Below are 14,780 nucleotides of genomic sequence, written 5' to 3'. Positions count from 1 at the left end.
AGCGCAGAGCCAATCGGTCCGTACCGTCAACGGCATGAAGATTCGTCTCGCAGTCGACACCCTGGCCCCGCACATCAACAAGGCGATGAACGCGCTCGACGCCGCCGCCCGCAAGACCCAGCTGGAAGCACCGCTCTTGGAGCTGGTCCGGCTGCGCGCCTCGCAGCTCAACGGCTGCGAATACTGCGTGGACCAGCACAGCGCCGACGCGGTCAAGGGCGGCGAGGACCCCCGCCGGCTGTTCGCCATCACCGTGTGGCGCGACACCCCGTTCTTCTCCGACCGCGAGCGGGCCGCGCTCGAACTGACCGAGGCGGCGACCCGGCTCACCGAGGGTCCGGTGACCGACGAGGTCTTCGCCCGCGCCGCCGAGCAGTTCACCGAGGTCGAGCTGGCCGAGCTCATCTGGGCGATCACGGTGATCAACGCCTGGAACCGGCTCGGCGCGACCGCGCACCCGTGGTCACTGTCGTGACTCCCCCGTCTTCCTGGGCTCCCGGCGCCGGCGAGTGGTCCGGCGCCGGGCCCGACCTCGTCACGGGGGCTGCGACGCTGCGGGCACTGCACCGCCCGGGTGATCCCGTCGTGCTACCGAACGTCTGGGACGTCCCGTCGGCCCGGGCGGTCGAGGCGGCCGGCTTCCCGGCCGTGGCCACCAGCAGCGCCGCGCTCGCGGAGACGCTCGGCCATGCGGACGGGGAGACCGCGCCGGTCGGCGAGATCCTCGACGCGATCGCGCGAATCGTCCGGGCGGTGGGCGTACCGGTGACGGCTGACGTGGAGCGCGGCTTCCGGCTCCCCCCGGCCGAGCTGGTCGAACGCCTCGCTGCCGCGGGCGCCGCGGGCTGCAATCTGGAGGACTCGGATCCGGCCACGGGCACCATGGTGGATCCGGCTCGGCAGGCCGACTTCCTGGCCGCGGTGCGCGAGGCGGCGCGGTCCGCGGGGGTCGATCTCGTGGTCAACGCCAGGATCGACGCCTTCTTCCGATCAAGTGGTACGCACAACGCCCTGGCCGACGCGGTGGACCGAGCCCGCCGATACTTCGCGGCCGGCGCAGACTGCGTCTACCCGATCCTGCTGGACGATCCGGCGACGATCAGCGCCTTCGTGGCGGAGGTCGGTGGCCCGGTCAACATCCTCGGCCGCCTCGACGGCCCACCGAGCGTCGACGAGCTGGCCGCCTTCGGGGTGGCCCGGATCAGCTTCGGTGCTCGCGTACACGCCGCGGTGCGGCGACAGCACGCGGATCTGCTGGCGCGGCTCAGCTCACGGCGGCGATAGCGTCGGCCGGCGGCTCGGGGAGGCTGCGCAGCGCGGCGGTGATCTCCTCGCTGGGCATCGGCCGGAAGAAGTGGAAGCCCTGAGCGGCGGTGCACCCCAGGTCGGTGAGCACCCGGCGCTGCTCGTGGGTCTCCACGCCTTCCGCGACGACCCGCAGCCCGAGCTGCCGTCCCAGGTCGACGGTGGTCCGCACGATCGCGGCGGCCTGCGGCGAGTCGCCCATGGCCCGGACGAAGCTGCGGTCCACCTTGACCTCGTCGACGGCGATGCGGGTGAGGAAGGTCAGCGAGGAGTAACCGGTGCCGAAGTCGTCGACGGACAGCTGTACGCCCAGCTGCCGAAGGTCGCTGAGCACCTCGTCGATCACCCGGAGATCGCTCATGACGACCGTCTCGGTGATCTCCAGGACGAGCCGGGCGGGCGGGATGCGGTGCTTTCGCAGCAGCACCGCGATGTCGGCCGGCAACTCGGAGTCGAGCAGGTTGCGAGCGGAGAGGTTGACCGAGACCGGCACGTCGATGCCCTCGGCCCGCCACAGCGCCGCCGCCGTCAACGCCTTGTCCACGATGTATCGGGTGAACGGTGCGAGCAGCTCACTGGCCTCGACCGCGCGAACGAAGTCCTTCGGGTGCAGCCGGCCGCGACGGGGATGCTCCCACCGGGCGAGCGCCTCCACACCGGTGGGCGCCCCGGTCGACAGGTCGATCGCGGGCTGCAGCGCGACCAGCAGCTGGTCGTCGAGGTCGAGCGCGGTGCGCATCTCCGCGACGAGAGCTAGCCGATCCGTGCTCGCGCCGTCGTGCGACGGGTCGTATGCCACGACCGAGGACTGCCCGTCCTTGGCCTGGTAGAGCGCCACATCCGCCCGGCGCAGCAGCTCCGGCATGTCGACTCGCCCGGCCGCCGCCACGACGACGCCGACCGACGTCTCGGCCGAGACGGTCACTCCGGCGATCTCCGTCGGCTCCGCGAGCGCGGCGGCGAGCCGCCGGGCCCGGCGCAGCGCCTGCCGCTCGGCCTGCCGCAGGGCTTGTTCGGTGCCGTCTTCGGGCAGGTCGAACAGGAGAAGGCCGAACTCGTCGCCGCCGAGCCGGGCCAAAAGCTCCACATCGGACACAAGATCGCCGAGCCGCCCGGCCGCGATCTGCAGTAGCTGGTCACCGGCGACGTGGCCGAGAGTGTTGTTGACTTCCTTGAAGTTGTCGACGTCCAGCATCAGCAGGGCGACCGCGGCCGACCGGTCGAGACCGCGTAGCGTCTCGTCACCCCGGCGCAGCAGCGCCTCCCGGTTGAAGAGTTTGGTCAGCGGGTCGCGGACGGCCTCGTCGACCGCGCGTTCGGTGGCATGCCGGAGCGCGGCGTGCGTCGCCGCGTCGTGCAGGGCGACGCCGAGCGCGTCCGCGTACGCCGCGAGGGCGGCCCGATCCCGGCTGCGCAGCCCGACCGTGCCGGCGAAGTGCAGGGTCAGCGTGCCGACCGGCTCACCGGCGACCTCCAGCGGCCGGGTCACCGAGGCGATGACGCCCGCGTTCCGGCGCAGAGGGCTGCCGCCCGCCGTGTAACGCATGGTGGGGCCGTCCGGATTCAATAGCTCGACGACGACCTCGTTGGCCCGGAACAGGCTCAACGCGCTGCGAGCGCCCGCATTGGCGATGCCGGCGATGTCACCATGGCGGCGCAGCGCCCGGATGGCGTCGGCGTAGCGGTTCCAGCCCTGTCGCTCCTGCGAGTCGAGCAGCCGATGGGTGTACGCCTGCTGGAACAGCCACAGCACCGGCGGAAGCGCGATGAGCCAGCGCAGGTCCACGCCGAGGAGGCCGACGATCCCCAGGCCCACCGCGAGGTTGCCCAGCGTCATCATCCAGATGCTGCTCAGTGCCCGGCGCATCAGCGCGCCGAACTTGTGCCCGTCGCGCAGCGACGTGTAGACGCAGGTGATGACGACGGTCAGCAGCGAGTAGCCGAGGGCGGTCGCGGCAAGGGCGAACCCGTCGTCCGGCGTGACCATCTTGTCGTACCCCTGCCGAACGAGCAGGTGAGCGACCAAGGCCGCCGGACCGGCCGCGAGGGCAAGGCTCGCCGAGCGCCGGATGATCTCGACGAACGGCTTCCACTCGTCGGCGAACGCCTGGAGCAGCAGGTTGGCCAGCAGGACGCCGAGGCCCAGCGCGGCGGGCAGCCAGCCGTCGGGGCCGATCCAGACGGCGACGATGAACGCCGCGTCGCCCCAGGCGGTGGCGAAGTTGGAGCCGGAGATCCGGATACGCAGCCGGCCGAGGTGGCTGACCACCACCATGCCCACCACGATCGCGAACCGCAGCCAGTCGTCCACTGGGGAGAACGCCACTCCGCCGATCGAGACGACCAGGGCGGCCCCGACCGCGAAGCCGACGAGAGTCCGGGCACGACGGGGCAGTTCGGGCGCCCCACTGGCCAGGTATGCCCGCCGCAGCGTCCCCCGCGACCAGTCCAAACCGGACCGCAGCCCCTCGGAAATGCGGTGAACCACGCTGTTCATCAGCACACCGCACCCCCTCTTCGTGGGTTCCCGGCGGACAGGCAGGCTGACGCGAATCCCGGTGGGAAGGCTACGGCGTTATCTCGACCGGCGACAGTCTCCCCGGCCGAAAAACCGCATGGATCATCGAGAATTGTCCCGGCCCGGCTCAACCTGCTCAACCACGTCACCCTCGGCGGGCTCGCCGTCGAAGGAGGCCGGAAGGCGCTTGATGCGCTTGCTCATGTTGCGGATGAGCAGCACGATCGCGATGCCCAGCACGACGATCAGAAGCAGGCCCATCGGCCCGGCCAGACCGCCCGATCGGGTGTCCCCGAAATTGTTGTCGGACAAGAACTCGGCCAGCATCAGACCAGCCCCTCCTTCCGGATGCCGGCGAACAGGTCGCTCTCCGGCGTCGGACTGTCCACCAACGACTTCGCCAGCTGGTAGTCCTCGGTCGGCCAGCCCTGCTGCCGGATGGTCAGCGGCGCCCGGAACCAGCCGCCGTCGGGATCGATCTGAGTGGCGTGCGCCCGCAGCGCGTCGTCTCGGATCGGGAAGTAGGCGCCGCATTCGACACGCGTAGTGACCCGGTCACCCTTGTCCCGGTCGGCCGGCCAATCGGCCAGCAGCTCGGCGTAGGGGCTGTCGATGCCGGCCGCGAGGCAGGCCTCGTGCAGCGCCGTGAACTGGGAACGGGTGAAGCTGACGTGGTAGTAGAGCTTCAGCGGCTGCCAGGCCTCGCCCAGCTCAGGGTGAACCTGCGCGTCGCCGGCTGCGTCGAAGGCGGCCACGCTGACCCGGTGGCACTGGATGTGGTCGGGGTGCGGGTAGCCGCCCTCCTCGTCGTAGGTGATCACGACGTGGGGCCGGAACTCGCGCATCAACTTGATCAACGGCTGCGCCGCGGTGGCCACATCCTCCCGGCCGAAGCAGCCGTCGGGCAGCTTGTCGGCGTGCTCCGGGCGGTAGTCCTCCAGCCAGCCCGAGTCGACGAAGCCCAGCCACTCCTGCCGGACGCCCAGGATCTCCCGGGCCCGCTCCATCTCCGCCCGCCGGATCTGTGCCATGTTGGCCAGGATCTCCGGATCTCCGGCCAGCTTCGGGTTGAGAATGTCGCCGCGCTCGCCGCCGGTGCACGTCACCACCAGCACGTCCACGCCCTCCCGGACGTAACGGGCCATGGTGGCGGCGCCCTTGCTCGACTCGTCGTCGGGGTGGGCGTGCACGGCCATCAGGCGAAGCTGCTCACTCACCAGATCTCCCTCTGCAGTCTCAGCACTTCGGTCCAGTGCGATGATGGTTCACAGCCATTCTGACTCCGACCACCGACAATGCGGTCACCGGCCTCGCCGCGGGTGACCAGATCGCATCGAGGACCCCGCACTGTGACAGCTCAGACGACCCACCCGGTATTCCCGCCCGGCCGCTACGGGCGGCAGCGTACGCCGCAGCGCGTACCCCGGCCTGTGCAGCTCGCCGGGGTCGTCCTGCTGCTGGTGATCATGGTCTTCGCCGGCCTCCGGCTGTACCGGGCCTACGGTGAACAGGACTACAGCTCCAGCGTCAGCCGGTTCGTCACCGGTGAGAACGCCGTCGACGTCGAGTTCGTCGTCCGGCTGCCCGACGGCGGCCGGGCGCAATGCGTCGTCCGGGCGCGGGACGAGGCCGGGGCCGAGATCGGCCGGGCGACCGTGGCGGTCACGGCGGGCGCCGAGCCCCAGCGGACCGTCGTCCAGTACCGCCTGGCGACGAACGGACGGCCCGTGACGGGCGAAGTCGAGCGCTGCTACCCCCACGACGCGGAAACCAACCGCTGACCCACAGTGGGCGTACGCTGTTAAGTTTGAACTTCTGTCCGATCTAATCAAGGAGTCCGCCGTGCCATCGACCGAGACCAACACCTGGCTGTCCCAGGATGCGTTCGACCGGCTGCAGGGTGAGCTCGACGAGCTGATCGCGGCGCGGCCCGCGGTCGCAGCGGAGATCAACGCCCGGCGTGAGGAAGGCGACCTTCGCGAGAACGGCGGATACCACGCCGCTCGCGAGGAGCAGGGCAAGCAGGAGGCCCGCATCCGTCAGCTGCAGGAGCTGCTGCGTACGGCCCGGGTCGGCGACGCGCCGACGGCCGACGCCGTCTCACCCGGGATGGTCGTGACGATCCAGTTCGACGACGACCCCGAGGACACCGAGACCTTCCTGCTGGGCTCCCGGGAGATCGCGGCCACCACCGACATGACGGTCTACAGCCCCGAGTCGGCGCTGGGCGCGGCGATCATGGGCGCCAAGACCGGGCAGTCTGTGAGCTACACCGCACCCAGCGGTGCGACGATCACGGTGAGCATCGTGAAGTTCGAACCCTTCGCGGGCTGAAGTCGACAAGGGATGATCCCAATCATCCCTTTGGCCCATTGAAGCTCAGGGGATCCTCCTGGCAGGCTGGCTTGCCGTTCGCGCCAACGCGAGCCTCGCACGGGAGGATCCCCCTTTATGTCCGAAGACAACGCCGTCGACCGCCGCCGTCTGCTCCGCCGGGCGAGCACTGTCGCCGCCGGCCTGGGCGCGGCGGGTGTCGCCAGCGCCGTCGCCGCCACCCCGGCCAACGCGGCCGCCGGTGACCCCGTCCTTCTGGGCGACAACGACGCCGGTGCGGCGACGACGAGTATCACCAGCTCGAGTAACGCCTCGACGTTGACGCTGAGCAACACGGGCAACGGGGCACCCATCGTCCTGCCCTCCAAGCAGTTGCCGACCAACGGCGACGCCATCGTCGACGGCGGCGTCTACAACTTCGGCGGCTACCTCTACTACGGCTACGCCGGCGGTCTCGCGTCGATCTACGACGACTCCTGGTCCACCATGACGATGCCGCTGGTCGCCCCGGAGCGGATTCTCGACACCCGGTCCGCGGCCGGCCGGGCCTCGGTGATCAACAAGGCGGTTCTCGACTCGGCGGGCCGGGTCAAGGAGGGCCAGACCGTCCACGTCAGGCTCACCCCGATCAGCGGCGCCAACACCGGCCTCAAGATCGCCGTCGGCGCCTCCGCGATGCACGGCAATGTGACCGTCACGGGGCCGGTCAAGCCCGGCTACCTCTCGGTCTTCCCCTACGGGAAGCCGCGCCCGGTGGCCTCGAACATCAACTTCGTCGCCAACCAGACGATCGCGAACTCCGTCTTCGCCGGTGTCAACTACTACGGCGCCGCGGACATCGACGTGGTCTCCATCTACGCGTTCGTCACCACGCACGTGATCCTGGACGTCTCGGGCATCGTCGGCAACCAGTACAACGTGACGGAGATCTTCCTGCCGCCCGTTCAGAACGTGGCGGGCGTACGGGCCGCCGGCCGGGTTCACCCGCGGACCCGGCTCAGCTGACGCCGTCATCCACGAAGGCCGCTCCGGTACGCCGGGGCGGCCTTCACCGTCTCCGGGCTCAGATCACGCCGATACGGCGTACCCGTTGGATCTGAGCGCGGACAGCAGGCGATCCGAGTGCTCGGACCCGCGTGTCTCCACCGAGAGCGCGACGGCGACCTCGCCGAGCCGGAGCTGGGGGTCGTGGCGCTGGTGCGCGACGTCGACGATGTTGGCCCGATGCTGGGCGATGAGCGAGAGCAACTCCGCGAGCTGGCCCGGCCGGTCGGCGCAGCGGACCGTGAACCGCAGGAAGCGGCCCGCGAGCGACAGACCGTGCTCGATGACGCGCAGCATGAGCAGCGGGTCGATGTTGCCGCCCGAGAGGATCGCGACCGCCGGCGTCTCGACCTCGACGACTCCGCTGAGCAGCGCGGCGACCCCGACTCCCCCGGCCGGCTCGACCACGAGCTTGCCCCGTTCGAGCAGCATGAGCAGGGCTCGCGAGATCTCCTCGTCGGTGACCGTGACGACCTCGTCGACGAGTTTGCTGACGTGCTGGTAGGTCAACTCGCCGGGGCGGAGGACGGCGATGCCGTCGGCGATCGTGTTGAGCTGCTCCAGCCGGACCGGATGACCGGCCCGCAAGGACGGTGGGAAGGCCGCCGCCCCGGCCGCCTGGACCCCGATGATCTGCACCTCGGGCCGTAGCGCCTTGACGGCGACCGCGACACCGGAGATCAGGCCTCCGCCGCCGATCCCGGTGATGATCGTCTTGACGTCGGGGACCTGCTCCAGGATCTCCAGCCCGACCGTGCCCTGCCCGGCGATGACGTCCGGGTGGTCGAACGGGTGGATGAAGATCGCGCCGGTGGCCTCCGCGAACTCCCGGGCGGCCACCAGCGATTCGTCCACGTTCGCTCCGACGAGTTGAACCGAGGCGCCATAGCCCTTCGTCGCGGCGACCTTCGGCAGCGGCGCGCCGACAGGCATGAACACGGTCGCGCTCACGCCGAGCGCAGTCGCAGCGACGGCTACCCCTTGCGCATGATTGCCCGCGCTAGCGGCCACCACACCCCGGGCCCGCTCCGCGTCGGTGAGCCGCGCGATCCGGGTGTACGCACCCCGCACCTTGTACGCACCGGCCCGCTGGAGGTTCTCGCACTTGAGCCAGACCTGCCCGCCGAGCTTGGCCGACAACGGCCGGCAGGGCTCGATCGGGGTGGTCCGTGCGATGTCCCGCAGCAGCTCCCGGGCTGCCCGGATGTCGTCGACGCTGACGAGATGAGGTGTCACGCTCTGATCGTCGCACCGCCCCCGTCCACCGGCTCAGTCGGCTCCGCCGCTGGTCGCGTAGATTGCCCGGTTTTCTGCTTATGATCCTTCTTGTGATGACGTTCTTGAAGGCGTTGCACGTCTTGAGCGCGGTGATGCTGGTCGGGCCTCTGATGGCAGCACCGTTCATCGGCCGTCGGGCCATCCAGCGGCGCAGCGCCGACGGCGTACGCATGGCTGCGAACCAGACCCGCGTCTTCGGAGCCGGAACAGTGCTCACCGCCCTGCTCGGCGTCCTCACTCTGCTCAGCAGCGACGGCAAGTACGAGTTCCGCACACCATGGGTGATCATCTCGATGACGCTCTACGTCGTCGCCCTCGCGCTGGTCTTCTTCTACGCCGTCCCCGCTCTGCGCAAAGCGGCCCGGATGGTCGAGGAAGGCGTCATCGAGACCAAAGCCCGAAGCTTCGGCGCTGACCGCGACCGCCGAGGACCTGCGCCTCAAAGAACACCTCGACGCCATCACCGGACGCGTGGCGGGCGCCGGTCTCCTGGTCCTCCTGGTCTTCGCGGTGATCACTTTGTTGATGGTCATCCGCCCGTTCTGACTCTCCACCGCCGACACTTCGGTCAGCGCGTACGCGCGGGGGCGGTGATCGGGAATCCGGGGGCGTGCCGACGCCACGCGTGCAGCAGTTCGAACTGGCCGGCGATGGCCAGCAGGGTCAGCTCGCTGCCGGGCGGGCCGACGAGCTGAACCGCGGCGGGCAGCCCGTCGGGGCGTACGCCGACCGGCACGGTCAACGCGGGCAGCCCGGCGACGTTCCAGGGCGCGGCGTACGGCGCGAAGCGAAGACAGGCGGTCACGTTGGCCAGCCAGCCCCGGGCGGACCAGGAGCGGGCCGGCAACGGCGTACGCGCCAACGCCGGGGTCAGCAGCACGTCGTAGTTCCCGTCGCCGAAGAAGGCGATCGACCGCTCCCGGAAACCTTCGCGGTCTTCCTCACGGATCAGCCCACGATTCCAGGCCCAGCGGCCCATCCGCAGGTGGCGTCGGGACCGTGGCTGGAGCTTGGCGTCGAGCAGACCGGCGTCCTCGGCGTCCCGATAGGCCGCGGCGAACCAGGTGGCCATGCCCCGCAGACCCAACCCCACCGGGTACGCCGGATCGGCCGAGACGGTGTCGTGACCCGCCTCGACGAGCAGGTTGGTCGCGGTCGAGACGGCTTCGCGGTTGGCCGCGTCAGCGGCCGTGCCCGCGACCGGCGAGCGAAGCGAGACGGCGACCCGCAGCCGTGGCGGGTGCTCCAGCTTGCCCGGCGTGCGCCCAGCGAGCACGGAGAACCCGACGGCCGCGTCGGCCACCGTGGTGGCGAGGATGCCGTGCTCGACCAGGCCGAACCAGTCCTCGCGGCCCAACTGCGCCGGCACCACGCCCCGGCCCGGCTTCAGCCCGACCAGTCCGCAGCACGCCGCGGGAATCCGGATCGAGCCGAGACCGTCGTTGCCGTGCGCGATCGGGACCAGCCCCGACGCGACCGCCGCCGCCGATCCGCCGGACGATCCGCCCGGGGTGCGCTCGAAGTTCCACGGATTGCGGGTCACCGCCGAGTCGTCGTCGGTGGTCGCCCAGAGCCCCAACTCCGGCATGCGCGTCACGCCCACGATGACGGCGCCGGCGCCGCGCAGTCGGCGTACCACCTCGTGATCGGCCTCGGCCACCTCGGACCGCGCGGCGGCCGATCCGCGCCAGGTCGGCAGGCCCGCGATGGGCGTGTTCTCCTTCAACGCGACCGGAACGCCCGCGAGCGGCAGGTGACCGAGGTCGGGCTGGTCGTCGACCTCGGCCGCCTCGAAGGCGGCCTCCGACTCGCGCAGGGCGCGGAAGGCGTGGACCTGGTCGTCGTTCGCCCGGATGTAGTCGAGGTGATCGGCGACGACCTGGGTCGCCGAGGCATCACCGCGACGCACCGCGCGCGCGATCTGTTTCGCGGTCGCGCCGACCCACGTCTCGGGCATCTACCCACTCCTCCCCAGCAGTGCGTGGCGCACACTCTACCGGGGAGGAGTGACTCGTCAGGCACTCAGCGCAGTGTCCAGATCGGCCAGCAGGTCGTCGAGGGTCTCGATGCCCACCGACAGGCGTACGAGGTCGGCCGGGACCTCCAAGGCCGAGCCCGCGACGCTGGCGTGCGTCATCCGACCCGGGTGCTCGATGAGCGACTCGATGCCGCCCAAAGACTCCGCCAGGGTGAAAACCTTGGTGCTGTTGCAGATCCGCTCGGCCTTCGCGAGATCGCCGACGCGGAAGCTCACCATGCCGCCGAAGCGGCGCATCTGCTTCGCCGCCACGTCATGGTTCGCGTGCTCCGGCAGCCCCGGATAGAGCACCTGCGTCACCGCCGGATGTCCACTGAGGAACTCGACGACCCGCTCCGCGTTGTCGCAGTGGCGCTCCATGCGTACGGCGAGGGTCTTCACCCCGCGCAGCGTCAGCCAGGCGTCGAACGGACCGTTCACCGCGCCCATCGCGTTCTGGTGGAACTTCGCCTTGTCGTGCAGCTCCGCGTCGTTGAGGACGAGCGCTCCACCGACCACATCGGAGTGTCCGCCGACGTACTTCGTGGTCGAGTGGACGACGACGTCCGCGCCGAGCGCCAGCGGCTGCTGGAGATACGGGCTGGCGAAGGTGTTGTCCACCACCAGGATCGCCCCGACCTCGCGCGCGATCTCCGCGATCGCGGCGATGTCCGCGACGCCCAGCAGCGGGTTCGTCGGGGTCTCGACCCAGATCATCTTCGTCTGCGCGGTCACCGCCGCCCGCACGGCGTCCGCGTCGGTCAGGCGCGCGGGCGTGAACTGTACGCCCCAGGGCTGCGCCACCCGGGCGAACAACCGATAGGTGCCGCCGTACGCGTCGTCGGGGATCACCACGTGGTCCCCCGGTCGCAGAGCCGACCGGAGCAGGGTGTCCTCCGCGGCGAGGCCGCTGGCGAAGGTCAACCCGTAGCGCCCGCCCTCCAGCGCCGCCAGGCACTCCTGCAGGGCGTCCCGGGTCGGGTTGCCGCTGCGCGAGTACTCGTAGCCCAGCCGGGGCGCGCCGACCGCGTCCTGGGCGTACGTGGAGGTCTGGAAGATCGGCGGGATCACCGCACCGGTCCGCTCGTCCGGCTCTTGACCGGCGTGGATGGCGAGCGTCTCGAATCCGTAAGACATGCTGGGATTTTCTCTCACCCGACCGGCGTTCATGCCACCGGAGGTGTAATTCATGTTCCTACGCCGCAAGATGCTCGACCTTCCCACGCCCGAGCAGGCCCTGCCCGGTCGCGCCGAGGCGATGCGGGTGCCTTCGTCCCATTTCGTCCTTGGTACGCCGTTGACCGGCCCGTTCCCGGCCGGCTTCGAGACGGCGGTCTTCGGAATGGGTTGCTTCTGGGGCGCCGAGCGGCTGTTCTGGAAGCTCGACGGCGTCTACTCCACCTCGGTGGGGTACGCCGGCGGTCTGACCACCAACCCCAGCTACGACGAGGTCTGTTCCGGGTTCACCGGGCACACCGAGGTCGTCCAGGTGGTGTTCGACCCGGCCAAGATCAGCTACGCCCAGTTGCTCAAGGTCTTCTGGGAGAACCACGACCCGACCCAGGGCATGCGCCAGGGCAACGACGTCGGTACGCAGTACCGCTCGGCGATCCTCGCCACCACCCCGGCGCAGCTCGACGAGGCGCTGGCCTCGCGGGACGGCTTCGCGCCGGTGGTCAAGGCCGCCGGTCTCGACGACATCACGACCGAGATCGCGCCCCTCGGCCAGTACTTCTTCGCCGAGGACTACCACCAGCAGTATCTGGCCAAGAACCCGGACGGGTACTGCGGCATCGGCCCGAACGGGCTGACCTGCCAGACCGGGGTCGCCACGCTCGGCTGACCCAGCCACACTGGGCAGGTGGCATTCACGATTGGTGATGTTGAGGAGCTGACCGGTCTCGTGGTCACGGCCTGGAACACCGGGCTCGATCGGGACTGGTCGGCTCCGGCCGGCGGGTTGACCTGGAGCTGCCTCCAGACCGCCGACCACACAGTGGACACCGTCCTCGCCCCGGCGATCTTCCTCGCCTCTCGCAAACTGGACGGCTATCCGGCGAACGGGATGGGCACGCCGGGGCCCGATGCGACGCCAGCCGTCCTCATCGAAGCGCTCGCGACTTCGACGCGCCTTCTGGCCGGCGTGGTACGCACGGCGGAACCCGACGCGCGAGCGGTGATCTGGCGGCGGCCGCAGCTCGAAGTTCGCGGACCGGCCGACTTCCCACCCCGGGCCGGGCTCGAACTGATCCTGCACGCGTACGACGTTTGCCAGGGCTTGAGCGTGCGGTTCGAACCGCCGAGCGACCTGTGCGCGCGATTGCGGGAGCACACCCGGGACTGGCCGATGTGGGCGAGCCCGGGATGGTCGCCGCCGACCGACGACCCGGACCCGTGGCGCAATCTGCTCCAGGCCTCCGGGCGCTACCCACGCTAGGCACTGGCGCGCGATCGCGTTATCCGCGAAAACGTCCCCTCACCGCTCGAGCGAGGGGACGTTATCCGGGATAACGCGCGGCCGCATGCAGTCGGCGTAGAGAGGTCAGGCGTGGGTGTCGGCGGGGTCGTGCACGGTCGGCCGCCCGCCCGCACGGTGAGCGCGGACGCAGTCGTCGACGAACTCGCGCGAGAACATCGCCGTCAGGATCGCGATGCCGCCCCGGACGATGCGGACCTCACCGTTCTCGATCTCGCCGACGAGGCGTACGCGGCGGGAACCCGTGCCCTTGGTGTGCTCCCAGTCCTTGACCGTGCCCCGGCCGCGGAACGTCAAGTCCCACTGATCGATCACGGCGTCCTCGGGCACCAGCAGCTTGATCGTGGAGCGCGAGGCGTGGACCCGGATCTCGACATCGCCGACGATCCGTGGCGACCGCAGGTCCAGCAGCGCGTATCCGCTGCGCCCGCGGACCTCGAAGCGGTTGGCGGCCGTCCAGTCGCCCAGCTTCTTCACGGTGTCGGAGTAGGCCTCGACGCGGACGGGCTCGGTGGCGACGGTGGTGTTCATGGCAACTCCCTTGACGTTCTGATATCTTGACTCTCAAGACACCTATAGCTTGAAGGACAAGATACTCGAATGTCAAGTGATTCTCGGGAGAATCTTGAACAACGCCTGGGCGAGCAGGTCAGAGCCTTCCAGCGCGCGGTCGACCAGGGCGACGACGAAATCGCCCGGCTCCTCGGCCTGAACCGCACCGACCTGCGCTGCCTGGATCTGCTGCTGCAGGAGGGCCCGACCGCGCCGGGGCGGCTGGCCACCCAACTCGGACTCACCACGGGCAGCGTCACAGCGATGCTGGACCGGATGGAGAAAAGCGACTACATCTCGCGTACGCCCGACCCGAGCGACCGCCGGAAGGTGGTGGTCCAAGCCCGGCCCGAGATCGCCGAACAGGCCTGGCAGGTCATGCTGCCCCTGATCGAGGACTCGACCCGCAGCATCGCCGGCTACTCCGACGCCGACCTCAAGCTGCTGCTGGACTTCTTCGAACGGGCCATCGGCATCCAGGAACGGCAGATCGGCCGACTCCGGGCGATGACCCCCGCGAATCCCGCCAAGAAGCGCTGACATGCGTTGGGCGGGAGTAGCGCGACCGGACTGCGGGGGAACCGGTTGATCGCGTACTCCCGCCCAACTTTCCCGCGTCGGCGCGGTTGCGACGCCTGGCCGGAGGCGTCGACATCGGCGGAGGCAGCCGATCACCGCGACGGGCGGGTGTTCGCGGGACGCGCGCGCTGGCGGGCACGGCGCGTCGCCGCTATGCCGGACGTTCGGTCCCGCCTTGCCGGGGGACGGTCCGGCGGGACGTGACGCCCGTTGTTCGGCTAGTCGAAGAGGGCCCGGTTGGCGGGGACCCGTCCGACCTCGTCCACCCGCGGGGCGTCGAGTCCGAGCAGGCTGCCGGAGTTCCGACCGCCCGACTGCGCCCGCACGCTCGGCAGCGCGCGGAGGCTGTTCAGGTCGTGTCGCGCGGTCCAGGCATGCTGCCAGGTCCGTGTCGACGCGGCCGCGGCGCGCTCGGCGAGCCGCCTCGGCGGGCACGGCCATTGCAGGCCGCACCAGGCACAGGTGTCGTCGTCGGTGCCGATCCCGTCCCGCGGCGCGTGGCGGGCGAGCATGAACTGCGCGTCCTGCCAGAGCAGCGGGTCGAGGATCTCGGACGCACCGGTGGTGGCCCGGTTTGAAGGTTCGGCGACGCTGATCACGACTTCCCCCCCAAGGAGGAGCGGTGTGCTCCTGACATGGAAGTCAACGCCTCGGTCAAGCGTCACACTCGGACAAAC

General features: G+C 70.1%; 16 protein-coding genes and 1 pseudogene. 9 read left to right on the top strand and 8 right to left on the bottom strand.

The annotated features are described in order from the left end of the window. Positions 1-34: 34 nt before the first annotated feature. Together AB0H43_RS07535 and AB0H43_RS07530 are read left to right on the top strand one after the other, a co-directional pair. Positions 35-475 carry a carboxymuconolactone decarboxylase family protein gene (locus AB0H43_RS07535; protein ID WP_359998016.1) on the top strand — a complete coding sequence of 147 codons (441 nt, stop codon included), beginning with the start codon at positions 35-37 and terminating at the stop codon, positions 473-475. Then, positions 472-1,284, top strand: coding sequence for an isocitrate lyase/phosphoenolpyruvate mutase family protein (locus AB0H43_RS07530; protein WP_359998013.1), 813 nt, complete (start codon positions 472-474; stop codon positions 1,282-1,284). Before AB0H43_RS07535 ends, AB0H43_RS07530 begins: the two co-directional genes overlap by 4 nt. On the opposite strand, the gene AB0H43_RS07525 is transcribed toward AB0H43_RS07530, so the two are convergent. The 3 genes from AB0H43_RS07525 to mca all read right to left on the bottom strand — a co-directional run bounded on the left by AB0H43_RS07525 (position 1,265) and on the right by mca (position 5,019). Continuing rightward, the gene (locus AB0H43_RS07525; protein ID WP_359998010.1) at positions 1,265-3,802 is read right to left on the bottom strand and encodes a bifunctional diguanylate cyclase/phosphodiesterase; all 2,538 of its coding nucleotides are present in this window, start codon (positions 3,800-3,802) and stop codon (positions 1,265-1,267) included. The two genes, AB0H43_RS07530 and AB0H43_RS07525, sit on opposite strands and share 20 nt — an antisense overlap. Before the next feature lie 123 nt (positions 3,803-3,925). Next, the gene (locus AB0H43_RS07520; RefSeq protein ID WP_359998649.1) at positions 3,926-4,150 is read right to left on the bottom strand and encodes a hypothetical protein; all 225 of its coding nucleotides are present in this window, start codon (positions 4,148-4,150) and stop codon (positions 3,926-3,928) included. After that, entirely contained in the window at positions 4,150-5,019 is an 870-nt protein-coding gene (gene mca / locus AB0H43_RS07515) for a mycothiol conjugate amidase Mca (protein WP_359998596.1), read from the bottom strand. Before mca ends, AB0H43_RS07520 begins: the two co-directional genes overlap by 1 nt. 153 nt (positions 5,020-5,172) lie before the next feature. On the opposite strand from mca, the gene AB0H43_RS07510 reads away from it, so the two are divergent. The 3 genes from AB0H43_RS07510 (at position 5,173) to AB0H43_RS07500 (ending at position 7,162) form a co-directional block, all read left to right on the top strand. Then, a complete protein-coding gene (locus AB0H43_RS07510) occupies positions 5,173-5,604 on the top strand; it encodes a DUF4307 domain-containing protein (RefSeq protein ID WP_359998007.1) in 432 nt (143 codons plus the stop codon). Positions 5,605-5,665: 61 nt separating this feature from the next. Beyond that, the gene (greA, locus tag AB0H43_RS07505; RefSeq protein ID WP_359998005.1) at positions 5,666-6,157 is read left to right on the top strand and encodes a transcription elongation factor GreA; all 492 of its coding nucleotides are present in this window, start codon (positions 5,666-5,668) and stop codon (positions 6,155-6,157) included. Positions 6,158-6,274: 117 nt separating this feature from the next. After that, a complete protein-coding gene (locus AB0H43_RS07500) occupies positions 6,275-7,162 on the top strand; it encodes a hypothetical protein (protein ID WP_359998002.1) in 888 nt (295 codons plus the stop codon). Positions 7,163-7,225: 63 nt separating this feature from the next. Here AB0H43_RS07500 and ilvA read toward each other — a convergent pair whose 3' ends face one another. Further along, entirely contained in the window at positions 7,226-8,437 is a 1,212-nt protein-coding gene (gene ilvA / locus AB0H43_RS07495) for a threonine ammonia-lyase (protein WP_359997999.1), read from the bottom strand. Between the two features lie 80 nt (positions 8,438-8,517). Between ilvA and AB0H43_RS07490 the strand changes: the two are divergent. Beyond that, a pseudogene (locus tag AB0H43_RS07490) lies at positions 8,518-8,760 on the top strand (hypothetical protein); the annotation flags it as partial. Between the two features lie 287 nt (positions 8,761-9,047). On the opposite strand, the gene AB0H43_RS07485 reads toward AB0H43_RS07490, so the two are convergent. Then, positions 9,048-10,436 carry an amidase family protein gene (locus AB0H43_RS07485; RefSeq protein ID WP_359997996.1) on the bottom strand — a complete coding sequence of 463 codons (1,389 nt, stop codon included), beginning with the start codon at positions 10,434-10,436 and terminating at the stop codon, positions 9,048-9,050. Between the two features lie 57 nt (positions 10,437-10,493). Beyond that, complete coding sequence (locus AB0H43_RS07480) at positions 10,494-11,633, bottom strand: cystathionine gamma-synthase (RefSeq protein ID WP_359997994.1); 1,140 nt, start codon at positions 11,631-11,633, stop codon at positions 10,494-10,496. A gap of 52 nt (positions 11,634-11,685) precedes the next feature. On the opposite strand from AB0H43_RS07480, the gene msrA reads away from it, so the two are divergent. Continuing rightward, the gene (msrA, locus tag AB0H43_RS07475; RefSeq protein WP_359997991.1) at positions 11,686-12,339 is read left to right on the top strand and encodes a peptide-methionine (S)-S-oxide reductase MsrA; all 654 of its coding nucleotides are present in this window, start codon (positions 11,686-11,688) and stop codon (positions 12,337-12,339) included. Between the two features lie 18 nt (positions 12,340-12,357). Beyond that, on the top strand, positions 12,358-12,933 hold the full coding sequence (locus AB0H43_RS07470) for a hypothetical protein (protein ID WP_359997988.1): 576 nt from the start codon (positions 12,358-12,360) through the stop codon (positions 12,931-12,933). 105 nt (positions 12,934-13,038) lie between these two features. On the opposite strand, the gene AB0H43_RS07465 is transcribed toward AB0H43_RS07470, so the two are convergent. Continuing rightward, positions 13,039-13,503, bottom strand: a complete 465-nt coding sequence (locus AB0H43_RS07465; protein WP_359997985.1) for a hypothetical protein — start codon at positions 13,501-13,503, stop codon at positions 13,039-13,041. Positions 13,504-13,572: 69 nt separating this feature from the next. On the opposite strand from AB0H43_RS07465, the gene AB0H43_RS07460 reads away from it, so the two are divergent. Further along, positions 13,573-14,064 (top strand): MarR family transcriptional regulator, encoded by a 492-nt coding sequence (locus tag AB0H43_RS07460; protein ID WP_359997982.1) that lies wholly within the window; start codon positions 13,573-13,575, stop codon positions 14,062-14,064. Between the two features lie 257 nt (positions 14,065-14,321). Here AB0H43_RS07460 and AB0H43_RS07455 read toward each other — a convergent pair whose 3' ends face one another. Beyond that, positions 14,322-14,702 (bottom strand): hypothetical protein, encoded by a 381-nt coding sequence (locus tag AB0H43_RS07455; protein ID WP_359997980.1) that lies wholly within the window; start codon positions 14,700-14,702, stop codon positions 14,322-14,324. Between the last annotated feature and the right edge of the window lie 78 nt (positions 14,703-14,780).

The sequence above is a fragment of the Hamadaea sp. NPDC050747 genome (genome assembly GCF_040654195.1).
GTDB lineage: Bacteria > Actinomycetota > Actinomycetes > Mycobacteriales > Micromonosporaceae > Hamadaea.
This window is presented reverse-complemented; position numbering and strand designations above follow the sequence as displayed.

Bases quoted from the DNA above. Each gene is read 5' to 3' on its own strand.
- AB0H43_RS07535 (WP_359998016.1), top strand. From the start codon at position 35: ATGAAGATTCGTCTCGCAGTCGACACCCTGGCCCCGCACATCAACAAG.
- AB0H43_RS07525 (WP_359998010.1), bottom strand. From the start codon at position 3,802: ATGAACAGCGTGGTTCACCGCATTTCCGAGGGGCTGCGGTCCGGTTTG.
- AB0H43_RS07520 (WP_359998649.1), bottom strand. From the start codon at position 4,150: ATGCTGGCCGAGTTCTTGTCCGACAACAATTTCGGGGACACCCGATCG.
- mca (WP_359998596.1), bottom strand. From the start codon at position 5,019: ATGGCCGTGCACGCCCACCCCGACGACGAGTCGAGCAAGGGCGCCGCC.
- AB0H43_RS07500 (WP_359998002.1), top strand. From the start codon at position 6,275: ATGTCCGAAGACAACGCCGTCGACCGCCGCCGTCTGCTCCGCCGGGCG.
- AB0H43_RS07485 (WP_359997996.1), bottom strand. From the start codon at position 10,436: ATGCCCGAGACGTGGGTCGGCGCGACCGCGAAACAGATCGCGCGCGCG.
- AB0H43_RS07480 (WP_359997994.1), bottom strand. From the start codon at position 11,633: ATGTCTTACGGATTCGAGACGCTCGCCATCCACGCCGGTCAAGAGCCG.
- msrA (WP_359997991.1), top strand. From the start codon at position 11,686: ATGTTCCTACGCCGCAAGATGCTCGACCTTCCCACGCCCGAGCAGGCC.
- AB0H43_RS07465 (WP_359997985.1), bottom strand. From the start codon at position 13,503: ATGAACACCACCGTCGCCACCGAGCCCGTCCGCGTCGAGGCCTACTCC.
- AB0H43_RS07460 (WP_359997982.1), top strand. From the start codon at position 13,573: ATGTCAAGTGATTCTCGGGAGAATCTTGAACAACGCCTGGGCGAGCAG.